We start from the raw sequence: 19,146 nt of genomic DNA on the forward strand, positions 1-19,146 counted from the left end.
TAGTTGATGGATTTCAAAGAGGTAATGAATGAATTAGAAGCATTAGGAAAAGAGCGAACGAAAAAAATTTATCTCTCAAACGGTGCACATGAGCCACTTTTTGGTGTTGCAACTGGAGCGATGAAACCGTTTGTGAAAAAAATAAAGATTGATCAATCATTAGCTGAGGAGTTATATGCAACAGGAAATTATGATGCGATGTACTTTGCGGGCATTATTGCCGACCCAAAAGCAATGACAAAGGAAGATTTTAATCGTTGGATAGACGATGCGTATTTTTATATGCTATCAGACTATGTTGTAGCGGTTACTTTAGCTGAATCACCGATTGCCCAGGAAGTTGCCGATGAATGGATTGCCAGCGGGGATGAGCTGAGAATGTCTGCTGGTTGGAGTTGTTATTGTTGGTTATTAGGTAATCGGAAAGACGACGAATTTGACAAGAGCAAATTATCGGATAGGCTAGATCAGGTGAAGGAGAACATTTATGACGCACCTTTAAGAACAAAGGTATCAATGAATAACTTCTTATATACCGTTGCGATCTCCTATATTCCTCTAAGTGAAAAAGCAGCTGAAGTGGCAGAGGAAATCGGAGCCATCGAAATCAAAAGAGAGAGAAAGAAGAATGGCGTCCTTCATGCGTATGAAAATATTCAAAAAGACTTAGATAAAGGTCGTTTAGGTTTTAAGCGGAAATATATGAGATGTTAGAAGTAAAATGAAGTTAGGATCAATTCTATTGATCCTGGCTTTTTTGTTAGTTTTCTAATCATTAACACGCTTACATATATCTTTGCGAATATATCAAGCCATAAATCAGAAGAGAAGTGTTCAAATTTAGGATTTACGGACACTCCATGCATTTTTATAATTTAACATAAATTTCTAATTTTATTAAAATATATGCAATCCCCGTATTGTCTACAATGAATGGACATCCCATATGACTAAGAAAAGATAATTATCACCTCTTTAAGTTCTTCTCGTAACATTGCAATAACCAACCTTTTTTTACTCTTAGTTTCCCTTACATTTCATAATATTCCCCTTCTGCAGAATTTCTTTTGTTCGTATTAAAATCTGTTTGAGAACATAACCTTAACGATTTTTATCATAGTTTTGCTTACACGTTTATAAACTGATGAAAAGGGCTTGCCTATAAAAATAAGCGTATAGGGGGAAACAATTTGAAGCGAAGTGTTTGGAGGAAGATTGTCCTGTTAGTCGTTGTTGCCATCGCTCTAGCTGGTTGTTCGGGAGGCGGTTCTGAGATTGGTGGAGCAGTCATTGAGAAAGGAAATGATCGAGTATTAACCGTTGCAGTTGGAACAGATATGGTGACATTTGATATTCATGACCATAATAATACGTCGACGGAAGCGATTCATGTGAATATGTTTAATTATTTATTTAGAAAAGATAAGGATGGCAATATTCATCCAGAGCTTGCCACCGGCTATGAGAAAATCGATGACTTGACCTATCAGGTAAAACTAAAGGAAGGTGTTACTTTTCATAACGGTGATCCTCTCACAGCGGAGGATGTGAAATTTACGTTAGAAAGAGTAGCAAAAGATGACACTTTGCAGGAGTACCCCAATTATAAGCAGATAAAAGAAATTCAAGTGATTGATGAGCTCACTTTCAATATTGTGACACAATCACCAGAGCCTTCCTTATTCCACCGTTTATCCAGACTTGGTTCAGGTATCTTGCCTAAGAACTATATTGAAGAGAATGGTTGGGAGCATTTTCTATCTAATCCTGTTGGTACAGGACCATTTCAATTCAAAGAATGGAAACGTGATAATCGCATCGTTTTCACACCATATGAGAATTATTTCGCAGGAAAAGTAGAAGAATGGGATGAGCTTGTTTTCCGAGTTATTCCAGAAAACTCAACAAGAGTGTCAGAGCTTTTAACAGGTGGGGTTGATATGGCTGTTAATATTCCTCCGTCTGATTGGGAACGAGTGAATAGTAATGAGGGGACATCTATTGTACAAGAAAGGTCAAACCGAGTCGTAATGCTAATTTTGCGGGCGACAGAAGGGCTTCCAACTGCTGATGTCCGTGTACGTCAGGCTCTAGACTTTGCTATTAATAACAAAGCGATTACCGATAATGTCTTGCAAGGTGGAGGTATTCCAACAAGAACAAGAGTAGGTCCAGGTAATTTTGGGCATCATCCTGACCTTTATGATACTTACAATTATGATATTGAAAAAGCAAAAGCATTACTAGCTGAGGCAGGTTATCCAGATGGCTTTGAGATGACTTTGCATTCACCGAAAGGGCGCTATTTACAAGATGCAGAAGTGGCAGAAATGATAGCGGGTATGCTTGCGGAAATTAATGTGAAAGTAAATATCGAGTTCATGGAATGGAGTAATTTTGTAGAAATGCGTACGGCTAACGAGAATAAGGATGCTTATTTAATCGGTCTAGGTAATTCCATGTTTGACGGTGCTTACTCGGTCGATTGGTATCGTGCTGAACGTTTTGAAGGGCATACAGATTATAAGAATGATCGAATAGAAGAATTGCTCGCAACCTCTGCCGTCAATATGAATGAGGAAGAACGAGCCAAGCAAATACAAGAAATTGAAGCGATTGCCGCTGAAGAAGTGCCACATATTATGCTTCATGAGGAAAAAATCAATATCGGTGTAAATGATGCGATTGATTTTGTTCCTACCCCAGATGAAATGATTTATGCACCAACTATTAAAAGGAAAGCAAGTGAATAAATAAAGCTGATATTCGTGGGTGAATGGATGGTTCCATCCATTTCCCCATCTCTATTACTTTTCGCTATAGGGGGACAATAGTGGGCAAATATATTATGAGACGATTACTTCAAATTATACCGGTGCTGTTTATCATTTCTTTTATCGTGTTTTGCCTTGTTTATGTGGCAGGCGATCCTGTTGCATTAATGTTACCTGAAGATGCGAGTCAAGAGGATATATTACAACTTCGCGAATCACTAGGGCTAAATGAGCCTTTTTATATTCAATATTTCAACTATATGGTCGGACTTGCCCAACTTGATTTTGGTGAATCATTTCGTTATAACACGAGTGCCTTACCTATTGTGTTGGAGCGCTTACCGGCGACAATTGAATTAGCTGTAGCAGCTATGATTGTGGCCATAATGATAGCTATCCCTCTTGGTATTTGGTCGGCGACGAAGAAGAATTCTGCTATCGACGTCGTAGCGACAGGGGGAGCGGTAATCTGGAAGGCGATGCCGAATTTTTGGTTAGGGATTATGCTCATTTTGATTTTCTCCGTCATGTTAGGATGGTTCCCGGTTTCAGGGCGGGGTACATGGAGTCATCTGATCTTACCGGCAATTACGCTTGGCACAGGGATTGCTGCTGAGATGACCCGGTTTATTCGCTCAAGTATGTTAGAAATTATGAACCAAGACTATGTTCGTACGGCAAGAAGTAAAGGGTTAAAAGAGTTTTTTGTTATCCATAAACATGCTTTTCGTAATGCCCTTATTCCAGTTGTTACGATTACCGCGCTACAAACCTCAACCGTTGTCGGCGGCACATTAATAACCGAGAGCGTATTTTCATGGCCAGGGTTAGGACAACTACTCATTCAAGCAGTGAATACAAGGGATATGGCAATCGTACAGGCTAGTGTGTTTATTATTGCATTTATTGTTATTGCTATGAACCTACTAGCAGATATTCTTTATAAATTATTGAATCCCCGCATTACATTTCGCTAAGGAGGAGTGGTTGTTTTGGAATCAAAGGAAAACCAATTGTTAGATGTCTTAGTGAAAAGTAAGCAGGGTCACCTCAAGCGGTGGCTCAGATTATTATTAAAAAGTAAGACGGGTACTATTGGCTTACTAATCGTATTACTCATTATTTTTATAGCGATATTTGCGAAGTTATTAGCACCCCACGATCCGAACCAGATTAATGCGGCAATGATGTTGAAACCCCCGGCTTGGGTAGAAGGTGGGGTTACTGACTATATTTTAGGAACAGACAATCTTGGTAGAGATATTTTAAGCAGAATAATTTATGGCTCACAAATTTCTTTAGTTGTTGGGGTTGCCTCTGTCATCTTGGCAGGTATTATTGGTATTTTTATCGGTCTAGTTTCAGGTTTTTATGGTGGTTTCCTAGATAATATTTTAATGAGAATAGTTGATTCCTTTTTAGCGATACCAACCATCCTCTTTGCGCTTGTCATCTTGACTGTTTTTGGCCCAAGTGCGTTTACGTTGATTGTTGTATTAGGTGTAACGAATTGGGTGCAGTACGCTCGTTTAATACGAGGAGAGGTATTGTCTTTAAAAGAAAGAGAGTTTGTCAGGGCTGCAAGGTCTATGGGAGTGAGGGATCATAAGATTATCCTAAAACATTTATTGCCAAATGTAATATCCCCGTTCATTGTCATTTCTACATTAAGCGTGGCAACCACGATTATATTAGAAGCTTCTTTAAGTTTTCTAGGTTTAGGAATTCAACCACCGACCATTTCTTGGGGGGGCATTTTAAGTGATGGTAGAGATTATGTAGCAACCAGTTGGTGGTTGGCGGCATTTCCTGGTTTAGCGATAACAATCACCGTCCTAGGGATGATTTTCTTAGGTGATTGGCTAAGAGATGTGTTAGACCCGAGAGAAAAGAAAGTGTAGGAGGAGGGAATTGCGTTGGGCCGAGAGAGCTTGTTAGAAGTGCGTGACTTGAAGACTTATTTCTATACGGAAGATGGTGTGATTCCTTCTGTTGACGGTGTGTCATTTACGATAAAGAAAGGCGAGACTGTCGCTGTTGTAGGAGAGTCAGGCAGTGGTAAAAGTGTAACATCTTTATCTATTATGGGGTTGCTAGATGCTGCTGGAAAAATTGAAAGTGGAACCATCATATTTGAAGGTAATGATGTAACAAAACTATCAAAAAAAGATCGAAGGAAATTGCGCGGAAATGAGATGGCGATGATATTTCAAGAACCACTCACCTCTCTTAATCCTTTATTTACAGTAGGTAATCAAATTTCTGAAGCAATTAAAATCCATCAAAAAGTAGATAAAAAAGAGGCGAAAAAGAGAAGTATCGAGATTTTAAAAAAAGTAGGCATAGCTCGTGCGGAGAAGATATATCATTCTTATCCTCATCTATTAAGTGGAGGCATGCGTCAACGTGTAATGATTGCGATTGCCTTATCATGTAACCCGAAACTATTAATTGCAGATGAACCGACAACCGCACTCGATGTAACTATCCAAGCGCAAATACTCCAATTAATGAAAGAGCTGATAAAAGACAAGCAAACTTCTATTCTATTTATTACACATGATTTAGGCGTGGTAGCTGAGATGGCTGATCAGGTGATTGTCATGTATGCTGGTCAAGTTGTTGAATATACGGATGTGTTTACACTGTTTAAAGAAGCTGCTCATCCTTATACGAAGAGTTTATTAGCTAGTACGCCTAAAATCCACGAACAAACAGAAAAACTGCAAGTCATCGAAGGAACTGTACCCAATCCGAATGCTATGCCAAGTGGATGTCGCTTTCATACACGTTGCCCATATGTAATGGAAAAATGTATGAACAATGAGCCCGTACTTACCAACATCCATAACCGTCATCAAGTGAAGTGCTGGTTATATGAAGAGGAGGGGTGACAAAGACATGACAGTTATTTTAAGTGTAAGGGGTTTAAAGAAATATTTTGATGTGACTGAAGGGTGGTGGAAGAAGGAGAAACAATACTTAAAAGCAGTTGACCACATATCCTTCGATGTGAACGATGGGGAAACATTAGGGATTGTTGGGGAGTCTGGTTGTGGGAAATCGACAACAGGTAATTTAATTATGCAGCTGTTAGAAAAAACAGAAGGAGAAATAATATTTCAAGGAGTAGACCTTTCCACTCTATCCAAACAAGAGCTAAGAAAGAAACGGGCGGAAATGCAGATGATTTTCCAGGACCCTTTTTCCTCGTTAAACCCTCGGATGAAAGTATTTGATATTATTGCAGAACCGTTATTGACCCATCTTAATTTAAGTAGTGAAAGATTGAAGGAAGAAGTTTTGTCGTTGATGGATCAGGTAGGTCTTGATCGTTCATATATTCACCGCTACCCCCATGAATTTAGTGGTGGTCAGAGACAAAGAATCGGCATTGCTCGGGCCATTGCATTAAAACCTAAGCTCATTATTTGTGATGAGCCTGTATCTGCATTAGACGTTTCCATTCAATCACAAATCCTTAATTTAATGTCTAAATTACAGAAAGAGTTACGATTAACCTTTATCTTTATTGCACATGGCCTACCAGCAGTTAAATATATTAGTGATAAAATTGCGGTCATGTATCTTGGGAAAATTGTTGAACTAACGACAAAAGAAAAACTCTTTTCAAAACCCCTTCATCCGTATACAGAGGGACTTTTATCAGCAGTTCCCCTTCCTGACCCGATGTTAAGGAATAAAAAAGAAGGTGTTATTTTGGAGGGTGATATTCCAAGCCCAACCAATATTCCTTCTGGCTGTCGTTTTCATCCACGATGTCCACATGCACAAGAAAAATGTAAGAAAGAGGAACCAACATTTATTGCCCATGAGGAAGAGCACTATGTTGCCTGCCATTTTCCATTAAAAGAGGGTGTTGGTGTGTTGGAAAAATAGATAAAGGAGATGTATAAAAGGTGGAGGGATATATACAACAGCGAAAAACAGAAATGCTGCAATTAATTGAAAAACTTGTCAATATTGATAGTGGTTCATATGTAAAGAAAGGGATAGATGAAATCGGGAGAATTCTACAGAAAAAATACGAAGAAATTGGATTTGTTGTAGAGGTGAAAACAGAAGCAAAATACGGCAACCACCTTGTTATTCGACATGAGCATAGTCTGCACCCCAAAATTATACTGGTAGCCCATATGGATACGGTTTTTCCTGAAGGTACGGTGAAGAAGCGCCCGTTTCAAATGAAAGGAAGCAGAGCTTATGGACCTGGTGTCGTTGATATGAAGTCGAGTTTAGTTGAGCTTTTATATGCTATCAAAGCATTAGTACACTGTGGGTCAAATGCCTGTGAGAATGTGCAAATTATCTTAAATGGTGATGAGGAAATTGGTTCACCGTCATCGCGTGAATTAATAGAGGAACAATCGATGGGAAAAGAATATGCACTTATTATGGAGCCGGCAAGAAAAGATGGTTCACTTGTGACAGCAAGAAGAGGCGGGGGAAGATATAAGCTCATTATTAAAGGCAAAGCCGCCCATTCAGGTATTGAGCCAGAAAAGGGAAGGAGTGCGATTGAAGAACTAGCTTATAAAATCATCCAGCTGCATAATTTAACAAATCATGAACAAGGCATTAGTGTTAACGTAGGCATCATTTCTGGTGGTTCTTCTGTTAATACCATTTCTGATAATGCCGTCGCTCATATTGATATTCGCATCACTGAGAAAGAACAAGCACAAGAATTAGAAAAGAAGATTAAAAGAATATGTGCCAATACAGAAGTGAGAGGAACGGAAATTCAATTAGAAGGGGCAATTAGCAGACCACCAATGGAATACAACGAGCAAACAGAAAAGCTATTACACATTATTCAAGAAGTAGGCGAAGAAATTGGTCTTCATGTCCATAATACTGCAACGGGTGGGGGTGGCGATGCCTCTTTCACTTCAGCAACGGGTGTGCCTACAGTTGATGGTCTAGGTCCAGTTGGTGGGAATGCTCATAGTAAAGAGGAGTATATTGAAATTGACACATTAACAGAAAGAACCATTCTTCTTGCAAAGACAATTGAGCGTTTGTCCCGATGATTTTTTTGGAAGCTACCACTCGTTTGGTAGCTTTCATTATGGAGTTGTGAGGTCATATCCTAAAGGTCATTCAGAAGTATAAGTTGTAAATTTTTTGTATCAATTATTACAGGAAAGTAATTTTCTTCTCTATATGTATACATTTTTACTCGAAGGGACCTTAAAATTTGTAGGTGATGGCCTTTCTATACTAAACTACTCTAAAGCGAACATCATAAAGTTATGTTGTTCCTTCAAATGAGGTGATTAGAATGGAATTTAATCAGCTAGCGAGCAGTGTAGTAATTGAAATGGTAGAGGGACGCCCCTCTTTAAGATCATATAGTGACCAGCTAGAACTGATTGGTGTTGGAAGAAGCGCTTTTGTTTTCAAAATTACGAAGCAAGCGATTGCTATAAAAGTATACTTCCCACAAATGGAAGATATCGCAAAGGTGGAAGCGGCAAATTATCAACGAATTCAAGGTAATCCCTATTATCCACATCTTTATGATTATGGTGATTCTTATATTGTCATCGACTATATAGAAGGCTTTACGCTCTTCCAATGCTTAGAGAAAGGTATTCATATAAAAACAGAACATATAGAGTCTGTCCAATTAGCCTTACGTTCAGCTACAGAAGCAGGCCTGAAGCCGTCAGATATACATTTGCGCAACATTATGATTGATCGAAACGGTAATATAAAACTGATTGATATTGCTCGTTTTAATTCGAAAAACATCGATAAACAATGGACAGACTTACAGAATGCGTACTACCGATATTACGCCAACAAATGGTTCCCGAAGAAAATCCCTACAGTCATCTTGAATTTCATAGCCGACATATATAAAAAGAGATTCCTTCCAATGTCTGTGAGAAAAGTAATCTTTCAGGATAAAAATGGGATACATGTATAATAGAATGATAAAATCAAACATGAACAACTCTTGTATAAAAAGGAGTGTTCATGTTTTTTTGTTGTTTTAGACAGTGAGATTGATTTTGGAGTCATAGGGGATACCTGAAGCCCAAGCAAAACCAAGTGAAATTGATAGCTATGAAAAGGAATTGTTAGATCTGTAAACAGTGTAATGTCTAAGACTATGTATGTTGATGAAAATAAAGTTGAGATGAGCAAAACAGAACAGTCAGGTGAATTGAAGACGGAATCTTTTTAAGATGCGATATCATACAAAGGAACTGTTAAGGAGTAAAATATGATGATGAAGTTGAATATTCAGTTTCCTTCAAATCTGTTAAGATGAACAATGAAGATGTCGTAGAAGATGTTGACTCATTGAATATAGATTTGCAGTAGACAGGGAATATAAAAGTGTTTTTCGAATGAAGCGGAAATATGGATGAAAACCATATGGTTGCATCCAAGGTTTGGGCTATTGCTCAATAGTATAAAAAAAGACATTAGTGAAGAAGTCCATGTTTATGAACATGCTTCTACAGAAGAAGTATTATAAGCTCATTTAACGAACAATGTGTAAGCTAGGGTTTAAGTACAGTTGGATAAGATAAATTTGACGATCAAATGATAGCTAAAGCAAGTTTAGGCGAAAGATGGGATTGTACTCAGTCTTGTGTAGCGTCTAAAGTGTTTGTATTTATAGCAATTGTTGGTGTTGTGGAGTTGCTTGTACAGTTGGTGTTCCGGCTACAGCAGGAACAGCTTGCTATGCATGTATAAACACTGCTGGTATTCTCGGAGCTACAACAGTTCTTAACTGTTTCCAAGATTGTAGTTGATTCACTAAACAGTTAGGGTGATAAGAATGATGAAAATTATGTTTTTGCTTGGAGCATTCAGTGTAGGCCTATTTGCATTCTTAGATAAGCATTTTTGGGGCTTGATGCTTGGGCTTGCATTCTTTTTTATTGGTTTATATTTCATTAAGCCGCGCTTTAAAAAAATGAATGATTAACGTAAGTGCTAATTGGGGTTCTGGTGTCAAAACGCATGTATCTATACACTTACGAGGCAGGTAGTGATGTTTTAATGTATAAATGCTATTATTAAATTGATTTTAAGGATGGAAGGAGCATTACTTATGTGTTGTGCATGTTTTCCAGTTGTGAAAGAACACTCTATCTTAAATTGAAAAATAAACAATAGATAGAGGGGTTTATATGTTATTTCAAAAAAAATTAATTGAGCGTGTTAAAAATAAATGTGAGTTAGACAATCATATAGCTTCTGCACTGATGTACGGCTCTTTTACCAAAGGTGAAGGTGATCAATATTCTGATGTTGAGTTTTATATCTTCATTAAAAATCACATGAACGCTAATTTTGATTCAAATACTTGGATTAAAGAATTATTTCCAGTCGAACTAATATTCTTCAATGAATATGGTACACAAGTAGCTATATTTAGTAACCTTGTGCGTGGAGAATTTCACTTTCTACCTGAACAAAAGATGGGTGTCATTAAAGACTTTAAACCTACAGGGGTATTTCCAAATCCAGAGAAAATGTTTATTTATGATAGCACCAATAAACTGTTTCCTCTTTTAGAATACCTTAATGAAGACGATCCAATAAGAAAAACAGATGAAAATATAAATTTTGCTTTTAATAGTTTTGTTAATTATTGGATATTCGGTATTAATGTGCTAAAAAGAGGGGAATATGCTCGATCACTAGAAATTCTCAATGGTGTTCAAAAACAAATTTTACAACTCATGAGAATACAAGAAGATACTGTAGAACGTTGGCTAAATGCCACTAAAAATCTTGAAAAAGACTTGAGTAAACGTTCATATGAAAAATTTAGGGCGATTACTGCTAATCTTAATGAGAAAAGTATAAAACAAGCATATACTAATTCAATTGTATTAGCCGAGAGTTTACACGTAGACTTATCAAAAGAGTATACAGTAGGAATTGAACAACGACTACTATCCCAGCTTCATACACTTTTAATAGATTAATTTAGTGAGCTTCCTAAACATTAGGGAGCTCTTTTTTTTAATGATTAAACTAAATCACACTCTTACTTATATCATATTTATCCTTACTATTGAATCAATTTGGTTTCTGATTAAATATGATTTAAGGGTGAAATAAAAGAAGAAGTGAAGAAGGCCTTATTTGCAGGCTCTTTCACTTCTTTTATTTTACCTATACTATTCACTTTATTAAATGCTTATTTTCACTCCAAGTTTTTAAAAATTTAAGAGAGTTTTAAGAGAATGATTATATAAAGGATATAAACAAAAAATTATGAAGTGGGTGAACGGTATAATGAGTATGTGCAAGGATGACAAACAATTAGACGCTGAATGGGTTCATCTAATATTAAAAGCGAAAGAGATTGGTTTAACGATAGATGAAGTAAAGACATTTTTAAAAACGGCCAAGACTGAAGCCAAGTAAATAATCGACTTTTCTTATTTATTAATTTCTTGGTATAAATTAATTAAAATTGGGTCCGGGTCTATATTTAGATCGGTAGAGAGTAAGGCTTTATAATTTTTATATAATATGATCGCTTCATTCCGATTTCCTCTTTTTATTAAAAGGTTCATGGTTTGCTGAATATTTTTATCCATATATGGATTCAATTTGCGTTGCAAGCTAAGGTAAAACAGGGCTTTATCTGTATGGTTAATGTAATAATACTCAATAATACTGTCTAACAAATACATAGTAATAGTAAGTTTTTCCTGTGCGATATCATTTGCCCAATCGTAATAATTCCATTGCATGTATGAACCGGTATATTGACTTATTGCTTCTTCTGCACTACTAATGGATTTAATATCATTCTTTTTGAAACTATGTATAGCCTCATTAAATATTTTTAAATCTGAATGGATATTCGGAATGGATAAGATATAGCTCTGATTGGCAAACTTAATGCAATTTGAATAACCAAGAGTGTTTAACATTTTTCTTAAGTATGTTAGACATGTATGAAGGTTTATCTTGGCTTTTTTACTATCCTGATTTGGCCATATGTTTTCAATTAGATGATCTCGGTGGACGTATGTATCCATATAAGTAAAGAGGAATGCAAATAATTCCTTTACTTTAGATGTTTTAAATTGAAGTGGCTCTTTATTTAGAAAAACGTTAAACTCGCCGAAGCATTGAATATAAAGTGGTATTTTTTCTTTTGGAGCTTCATCCTCTCTATCTTTCTTGATTTTTTCTATTAATCTGTCAACCGTCGTTTTTAATCTTTTGGGCATAACAGGTTTCAATAAATAATCAATAGAATTGATTTCAAATGCTTTGACAGCATGCTGGGCATGGGCTGTAACAAAAACAATAAATATGGATTCATTAATCGATAAAATAGATTCAGCTAAATCTAAGCCGCTACCTTCAGTTAACTCGATATCTAAAAAAGCAACATCTATCATTTCTTGTTTTATATCTTCTAGAATATTTGTCTGATACGAATAAGCCTTAACAATTTCAATTTCCGGAAATGCATGCAATTGTTTAGTTAATAAATCAAGAGAAAGCTTCTCATCATCTACTAAAATGGCTTTAATCATCTAACGACTCCTTTGAAAAATTATTGGTGATATTATAGAATGAACGAAAAATAGGGATAATTAAGGCGTTTGCAACTAATTGAAACTTTCATTCTCCCGAGTGGACCTAGAGTATTTGTGTTATAGGATTAAGAATAAAATACTTAACTTAGTAATTGTAATCTAGGTTACTTTGCTTCAGTAGAATCATTGATTTTTATAAAGTAGTTAAAATCAAACTACTCATTATTAGGAATAGAAAAACTAACAACGGTTCCTTGACCAGTTTTACTTTTCAATACTAGCCCTTTTCCATATAGTTGTCTTAATCTACGGTCTGTATTAAGTAAGCCGATGCCCTGTTCTTTTGAGTAATCATCTTTTTGATTAAAAATATCTTGAAGTTTATCTTCAGGTATCCCTTGGCCATTATCAATTATAGAGATAGTAGTAAAAGTATTCTGTTTTCTTATTTGTATACGAATCGTACCTCCACTTGTTTTTTTGAGGATGCCATGTTTCACAGCGTTCTCCACAAGTGTTTGGATAGAAAGTGGCGGTACATGTATATCAATAGGGTCATCTATTTCCCAAACAACCGTTAGACGGTTGCTAAATCTTTCATTTTCGATATAAATATAAGAACGAACAAGGGAAAGCTCATAATCAAGTGGAACAGTAGGTTCAGTATTTTTAAAGTCAAAACTTAGGCGTAAATAATTGCTAAACTCTTCAAGTAGTAGTTGCATTCTTGGTGTATCCATCATACTAAGGGCTGCAATTGAGTTTAAAGTGTTAAATATAAAATGAGGTTGGATTTGGGATTGTAACCAAGCTCCCTCCATACGTAGCCTTTCTTCAAAAGTCAATTTTAATTCCGATAAAGCCCTCACTCTTGCTTTTAACTCCCAACTATCAACTGGTTTTGTTATATAATCATTTGCTCCTGATTGTAACCCTGTCAAGATATCTTCAGACCGTGTTCTAGCAGTTAATAAAAGTACAGGAAGTTCAATTAAGCTAAAACGGTTTCTAATAATTTTGGTAAGTTCATAACCAGACATTTGAGGCATCATTACATCGGAAATGACCAGGTCATAGGATTCAATTTCAAGTTTAGCTACTGCTTGAAAACCGTTTGATACTGTGGTTATTTCATAACCATCATTTTTTAAAACATTTTGTAGAACATATAAATTAATGGGGTCATCATCGACTGCTAGTATCTTCATTCTTTTATTCAGATGAATATCTTTTAAATCACAAAATTGATCTGGATGAACATGTTCGATAGTTGCAGCAACTTTATCCATCATTTGATTCTCTATCTTTGACGGAGAAGTGCCTTCTGCTTCTACACTCTTATTTAGTATGGGAAGAGAAAATGTAAAAATAGAGCCTTTTTCTGAAGTTGATTTTAAGGATAAATCTCCATTGTGCAGTTTAACTAATTCCTTACAAATACTAAGACCAATACCTATGCCACTACTATCCGTTCTATTATTCTCACTAGCTTGTTCAAAAGGCTTAAAAATTCTCTCTATTTCTTCAGGATTCATTCCTACTCCCGTATCTTCAATTTCAATATGAGCCATTCCATTTATTCTTGAAGCACGAATTATAATGATACCTTCATCGGTGAATTTCAAAGCATTATGTAATAAATTGAACAAGATTTGTATGAGTCTATTCTCATCTGCTAGGACTGGAGGGAATGTGTTTGATATTTCGATTTTAAATTTAACCGGTTTTTTATCTCCAAGGAATTTCAACATATCAATGACCCCTGCTGTTACGACTTGCAAATTAACTCTGTTCATATTTAGTTGAATTGTTTTTTGTTTTAAACGAGTGACATCAAGTAGATCATTCAAAAGTAGGGAGAGCCTCTTACTTATGTCAATGGCTATACTTAAATGTTTTTTGTGCTCGTTACTAGGTGGTTTATCTTTATCATCAAGTATTGTTTGAATCATATTCATAATTCCATGTAATGGGTTCCTTAACTCATGAGAAGTTTTAATTAAGAAATCATCTTTCCGTTGATCTTCCAGCTGTAATTGCTCAGCCAGTTTTTTTGCATCTGATGTAGCGATAAAAAAACGTTTAAACCAAAATGCCGTAAAAGATAATATTGCAAAAATAAGATCAAAAGGATAATGCATCACATCAATGGAAGCATCGCTCAAATTACTTGTCCATATTAAATTAACAGCTATACTTAAACAACCTATGATAATGAAGATGATTCCTTCTATTTCATTTATAAACTTTCGAAGGATATTGATGGATATCATTACAGATATTATTAGCACACTACCAAGTACAATCTGGATTAGATTAATAATGTCCTTGGATGATGAAATTAAGACAAAGCCTATATCCAACATACAATATAAAGAAAAGTATCTTATCATTCGTTTATTTCTCGGGTTAGGAAATAGATTGTGAATAAAGGGCGGAATAAAAGCCGCAATACCAATATATGATAAAAAGGTGATTTTTACCTGAAGTTCATAATCGATACTCAACCATGTAAATAACAATCTATCATCGGATGCTAATACACTAATAACCGCAGAAAATAATAATAGCGAAAAATAAACCATCACTTTTCTTTGAGTTGATCCAATAAAGAATAAAATGATTCCATATATTAGATGTAAAGTTAAAACAACACAAAGCAATAATTGTAAATTGTTTGAAATGTAAACTCGGTGGTTAATGGCATCAATCGTTCCCAAACGAATGGGTTTTAAAATTCCTGCTTCTTTAAGATTACTCGATACATGAATCAGCAATTCAATTTCACTCTTATCTGTGTCAAAACTAACGGAATAAGGTATTGTATCTGCTTCATGCTGATTTTCTTTTATAGCTGGGGTCCCTGAGCCCCCTATAAGTTGTCCATTCACATAGATTAATGTTGCATCTTTGACAGAATTTAGCCGTAATCCAAGAGTAGGAATATCCGTATCATTAATCAAAATTTTTAACCTATATGTGCCATACCGGAAGTCATCCTTCCCTTCAAATGATCCATCCCAGGAACTAATGGAAGGAATGCGCAGATATTTTTTATTATGTTCGGGAAGTGAGTTTGATGTTGCGAGAGAATGTGGATAGAATTCCCATTCTCCATTTAACATAAATGTTTGTTTACTTGAGAAATCCCAACTCCGTAAATCTAATTCCCCTTGTTTTGCAGTAGGAGCCGATGGATAATCTAATTTCTCTATGAAGTTCATCCAAGACACGCGGATAATTGTAATAACTATGAGAAAAAAAATAATAAAAATCCATTTCCTCTTTGTTAGTATCTTCATTTGTTTCATCCTTCACACAGAAAATTTATTAAAATGAATCTATCAATCTATAGATAATGAGATTTGAAAAAATTATTACGATATTCTAAGATTTAACCAAAATATGCTATATCCATTTATAGGGTTTTTTTCCAATTATTATCATACAATTCTTTAATGAAGTAAATCATTATTTTGGATTTAATTGTAGTAATTTAGTTGTTGTATAATTTTGAAAACAAAGATAATATTTAATGAAAATTTCGAAGGTTATTAATTATTACTGTCATTTAAACCACAATTGAGGAATAAAGACTTATAAGGTGTAATAAATCAACCATGAAACACTACTGCTATAGGGGATGCCACTGAGGGTTTTGATAGGTGTCAGATTAGAAGAATATTTGGTTTATTGTTCATCTATTAAGAATGAACGCTCTCGAACATACGAGGCTGTAAATTGTTTTGGAAGTGTTCTTTTGAAATCTTAGTCTAATAAAGTGAAGTGAGGGGATTACATGGGACCAGCTTTGCAAATTAGCCCAATTGATTCGTATATTGATGAAGATGTAATGATTAAAGTAACTGGGTGTTCGGCCGATGCAGAAGTCCTTATAAAAGCAATAACATATGATGAAAAAGGAAAAATGTTTTATTCGTATGCTAGATTTGTAGCTAATAATGAAGGTGATATCGACGTAAATTCTCAGAAGCCAATGGAAGGGACATATAATGAAGTGGATGGTTCTGGTTTGTTTTGGTCTATGAAACACGCTGATTCAAAATTGGATGATTATTATGAGAAAAACAACTTGGATAAAGTTACGATCAACTTGTTTTTAATAGTAAATGGGGAAGAGATAGATTCATTAACTATTTTCCGATATTTTTATAAATCTGGAATAAAGAAGGGAGATATCCAGTTTGAAGAAGTTAAAGGAACGTTATTTCATCCTGAATCCCAAGGAAAATATCCTGCTATTATTATATTAAGTGGTTCCGATGGTGGATCGAAGGAACATGCAGCTGCTTTATTAGCTTCAAAAGGTTATATAACATTAGCCTTGTCTTATTTTGGGGAAGTAGGTGTACCGAAGGACCTAGAACATATCCCATTAGAGTACTTTCAAAAAGCAACTATTTGGCTGCAAGAACACCCTTTTGTGAAGGGAAAGGTAAGCTTAATTGGTTATTCGAGAGGTGGTGAACTTGCCTTACTCTTGGGAGCTACATTTGATTACTACAAATCAGTCATTGCATGTGCACCTAGTGCTTATGTAACTGCGGGTATGAAAAATGGGATTTTTGCACCGATACCCTCATGGACAATGGAAAAACGGCCATTACCATATATAAGGTTTAAATATCGCTTTTCCACCATGTTCACTTTACTTAAAAACTGGATATTAAAACAACCCATTTCCTATCTTTCGATTTGGGATAATACGTTGAATGAAGAGGGTGGGATTAGGGAATCAAGAATTCCCGTTGAGAATATAAAAGCCCCTGTAATGTTCATTTCAGGGGAAGATGATCAACTATGGCCATCAGCAAGGTATGTAAAAATGATGGAAGAGAAGTTAAAACACGCTAAAAATAATTCTAGTCAGAATCGTTATTTGTATTATAAGGGTGCAGGCCACTTTATATCTTTTCCGTACAGCTTCGTCAACCTTCCTGCCAATGTATTAATGAACGTTGGGGGAGGCATGACAATGACTTTTGGTGGTACTAAATCAACCAATGCAGCAGCCGCAAAAGATTCTTGGAGAAAAATATTGGATTTTCTCAATGAGTCTAAAGACGTTTAATACGATATACTTTAGTGACCAGAAGTTTAGAAAAACCTTGATGCTAATAATCCAGACATAAAAGAAAGTCACACCATCATGATTGGTTGCGTTATAAAATGATAGGGTGAAAGAGTATAAAAACAAAAAAGAGTTTATTTACTCATTTTTTAAGGATTATATAAACAGAAAAAAACTTTAACAAGGGGCTGGGACATAACGAAATGAGCTAACCTCAAAAACGAACAATAATTATGGTCTATAAGACATCATTTGCAAAAAAATACGTTCCATTGTGCTACAGAGACTGGAGGTGTTGAGCCTCCTCAGCATTGCCTGCGGGGCCTCAAGCTCTCCCTCTACTTCCCGCAGGAGTCGAGTGCCTTCCGTTTCATTCCACTATTACTTCACATAAAAGGATAAATTACAAAAACCTGAGTGATTAGATGTTGGATACTACTAGTTATTCGGATAATCCTTAGCTAGAATACTTATGTCCCAACCCCCTTATCCTTGTAACTCAAATTTAAACAACTTTATTATCTCGATACATTGAATACTTTTGCTTGAAATAGTGGATATTCATGTTTAACTATTTCATATTCCAAAAACATAGGACGGTAAGGAATGAAAATTTATTGTTTTTCAATAAATAATGAGGTAAGATAGGCATAATTAGAATTAGTGAGGTGTGTTTATGAGACAAGGGAAAGTGCTTTTTTTAAAAGTGGTGATTGTGATTCTTGGCTTGATTGTGTTAGGGATCTGTATCGGCTTGCCTTTTTTAGCAAAAGAAACAGCAGAGCTGAATCCAGCATATGCTTATTTAAAATATCCCGTATTATTTGGAATGTACCTAACTGCAATCCCGTTCTATTTTACTTTGTATCAAGGATCTAAGCTGTTAAGATATATTAGTGTTAATGAAAGTTTTTCTGAGCATTCCGTAGCTGCACTAAGAGCTATTAAATATTCCTGTGCTAGTATTAGTGTAATCTATCTAATTGGTATGATATTTTTATTTACGCAAGATGCCCTTCATCCAGGAGTGGCTTTGATGGGATTTGCTATTATATTTGTAACAACGATTCTTTCGATTTTTTCCGCAGTACTTCAAGAACTTTTATATAATGTATTAAAAATAAAGTCAGAAAATGATTTGACCATCTGAGGTGAGAATGTGGCCATTATCGTCAATATCGATGTAATGTTAGCAAAAAGAAAAATGAGTGTAACAGAATTATCAGAACGAGTAGGCATCACGATGGCGAATTTGTCCATTCTAAAAAATAGTAAAGCAAAAGCAGTAAGGTTCTCCACGTTAGAAGCAATTTGTAAAGCATTAGATTGCCAGCCTGGTGATATACTTGAATATCAAGAAGATAAACAGACCGATTCTGCTACATAACTCCACTATCACAAGCGACTTTTCTTAAGGAAAGTCGTTTTTTTAAAATAAGAAAATGTAAAGTTACCTTGACGTTAAGTTAGCTTTACTATAAAATGGCTCTAATTAGGAGTGGTACATATGGAGAATCGTTTAATGCACTATAGAAAAGAGTTTGGTTATTCCCAAGATCGTTTAGCTTCCACTTTAGGCGTTTCAAGGCAAACAATTATTTCAATTGAAAAAGGAAAATATAACCCCTCCTTACCACTCGCCTTTGAAATTGCTCATTTATTTCAAGCAAAGATAGAAGATATTTTTATATATGAAAAGCCATTGAAAGGAGAGGAGTAA

Annotated in this window: 17 protein-coding genes; 15 read left to right on the plus strand and 2 right to left on the minus strand. The window is 35.4% G+C overall.

Annotation, left to right across the window (positions count from 1 at the left end):
* The first annotated feature begins 6 nt into the window (after window positions 1–6).
* From MKY26_RS21440 to MKY26_RS21490, 11 genes are all read left to right on the plus strand, one after another.
* Window positions 7–714, plus strand: a complete 708-nt coding sequence (locus MKY26_RS21440) for a DNA alkylation repair protein (RefSeq protein ID WP_341098722.1) — start codon at window positions 7–9, stop codon at window positions 712–714.
* A 476-nt stretch (window positions 715–1,190) separates the two neighbouring features.
* Window positions 1,191–2,753, plus strand: coding sequence for an ABC transporter substrate-binding protein (locus MKY26_RS21445; protein ID WP_341098582.1), 1,563 nt, complete (start codon window positions 1,191–1,193; stop codon window positions 2,751–2,753).
* 80 nt (window positions 2,754–2,833) lie between these two features.
* Window positions 2,834–3,751, plus strand: coding sequence for an ABC transporter permease (locus MKY26_RS21450; protein WP_341098583.1), 918 nt, complete (start codon window positions 2,834–2,836; stop codon window positions 3,749–3,751).
* A gap of 15 nt (window positions 3,752–3,766) precedes the next feature.
* Complete coding sequence (locus MKY26_RS21455) at window positions 3,767–4,675, plus strand: ABC transporter permease (protein ID WP_095370521.1); 909 nt, start codon at window positions 3,767–3,769, stop codon at window positions 4,673–4,675.
* Window positions 4,676–4,690: 15 nt separating this feature from the next.
* Window positions 4,691–5,668 carry an ABC transporter ATP-binding protein gene (locus MKY26_RS21460; RefSeq protein ID WP_341098584.1) on the plus strand — a complete coding sequence of 326 codons (978 nt, stop codon included), beginning with the start codon at window positions 4,691–4,693 and terminating at the stop codon, window positions 5,666–5,668.
* A gap of 7 nt (window positions 5,669–5,675) precedes the next feature.
* A complete protein-coding gene (locus tag MKY26_RS21465) occupies window positions 5,676–6,674 on the plus strand; it encodes an ABC transporter ATP-binding protein (protein WP_157733791.1) in 999 nt (332 codons plus the stop codon).
* A gap of 20 nt (window positions 6,675–6,694) precedes the next feature.
* A complete protein-coding gene (locus tag MKY26_RS21470) occupies window positions 6,695–7,828 on the plus strand; it encodes a M20 family metallopeptidase (protein ID WP_322910115.1) in 1,134 nt (377 codons plus the stop codon).
* A 251-nt stretch (window positions 7,829–8,079) separates the two neighbouring features.
* Window positions 8,080–8,730 (plus strand): protein kinase family protein, encoded by a 651-nt coding sequence (locus MKY26_RS21475; RefSeq protein ID WP_328198427.1) that lies wholly within the window; start codon window positions 8,080–8,082, stop codon window positions 8,728–8,730.
* A gap of 867 nt (window positions 8,731–9,597) precedes the next feature.
* Window positions 9,598–9,747, plus strand: a complete 150-nt coding sequence (locus MKY26_RS21480; RefSeq protein ID WP_341049924.1) for a hypothetical protein — start codon at window positions 9,598–9,600, stop codon at window positions 9,745–9,747.
* Window positions 9,748–9,952: 205 nt separating this feature from the next.
* On the plus strand, window positions 9,953–10,756 hold the full coding sequence (locus MKY26_RS21485; RefSeq protein WP_341054326.1) for a nucleotidyltransferase: 804 nt from the start codon (window positions 9,953–9,955) through the stop codon (window positions 10,754–10,756).
* Window positions 10,757–11,069: 313 nt separating this feature from the next.
* Window positions 11,070–11,201 carry an anti-repressor SinI family protein gene (locus MKY26_RS21490; RefSeq protein ID WP_341054327.1) on the plus strand — a complete coding sequence of 44 codons (132 nt, stop codon included), beginning with the start codon at window positions 11,070–11,072 and terminating at the stop codon, window positions 11,199–11,201.
* Between the two features lie 14 nt (window positions 11,202–11,215).
* Here MKY26_RS21490 and MKY26_RS21495 read toward each other — a convergent pair whose 3' ends face one another.
* Together MKY26_RS21495 and MKY26_RS21500 are read right to left on the minus strand one after the other, a co-directional pair.
* Window positions 11,216–12,331, minus strand: coding sequence for a response regulator (locus tag MKY26_RS21495; RefSeq protein ID WP_341098585.1), 1,116 nt, complete (start codon window positions 12,329–12,331; stop codon window positions 11,216–11,218).
* A 218-nt stretch (window positions 12,332–12,549) separates the two neighbouring features.
* Window positions 12,550–15,636 (minus strand): hybrid sensor histidine kinase/response regulator, encoded by a 3,087-nt coding sequence (locus tag MKY26_RS21500; protein ID WP_341098586.1) that lies wholly within the window; start codon window positions 15,634–15,636, stop codon window positions 12,550–12,552.
* Between the two features lie 497 nt (window positions 15,637–16,133).
* Between MKY26_RS21500 and MKY26_RS21505 the strand changes: the two genes are divergently transcribed.
* From MKY26_RS21505 to MKY26_RS21520, 4 genes are all read left to right on the plus strand, one after another.
* Window positions 16,134–17,426, plus strand: coding sequence for an acyl-CoA thioesterase/bile acid-CoA:amino acid N-acyltransferase family protein (locus MKY26_RS21505; protein WP_341098587.1), 1,293 nt, complete (start codon window positions 16,134–16,136; stop codon window positions 17,424–17,426).
* Window positions 17,427–18,102: 676 nt separating this feature from the next.
* Entirely contained in the window at window positions 18,103–18,576 is a 474-nt protein-coding gene (locus MKY26_RS21510; protein ID WP_095370516.1) for a DUF2975 domain-containing protein, read from the plus strand.
* A gap of 9 nt (window positions 18,577–18,585) precedes the next feature.
* Window positions 18,586–18,813 carry a helix-turn-helix domain-containing protein gene (locus MKY26_RS21515; RefSeq protein ID WP_095370515.1) on the plus strand — a complete coding sequence of 76 codons (228 nt, stop codon included), beginning with the start codon at window positions 18,586–18,588 and terminating at the stop codon, window positions 18,811–18,813.
* A 120-nt stretch (window positions 18,814–18,933) separates the two neighbouring features.
* Complete coding sequence (locus MKY26_RS21520) at window positions 18,934–19,146, plus strand: helix-turn-helix transcriptional regulator (RefSeq protein ID WP_095370514.1); 213 nt, start codon at window positions 18,934–18,936, stop codon at window positions 19,144–19,146.

Source organism: Cytobacillus sp. FSL R7-0680, from assembly GCF_038009245.1.
In the GTDB taxonomy this organism is placed as follows: domain Bacteria; phylum Bacillota; class Bacilli; order Bacillales; family Cytobacillaceae; genus Cytobacillus; species Cytobacillus kochii.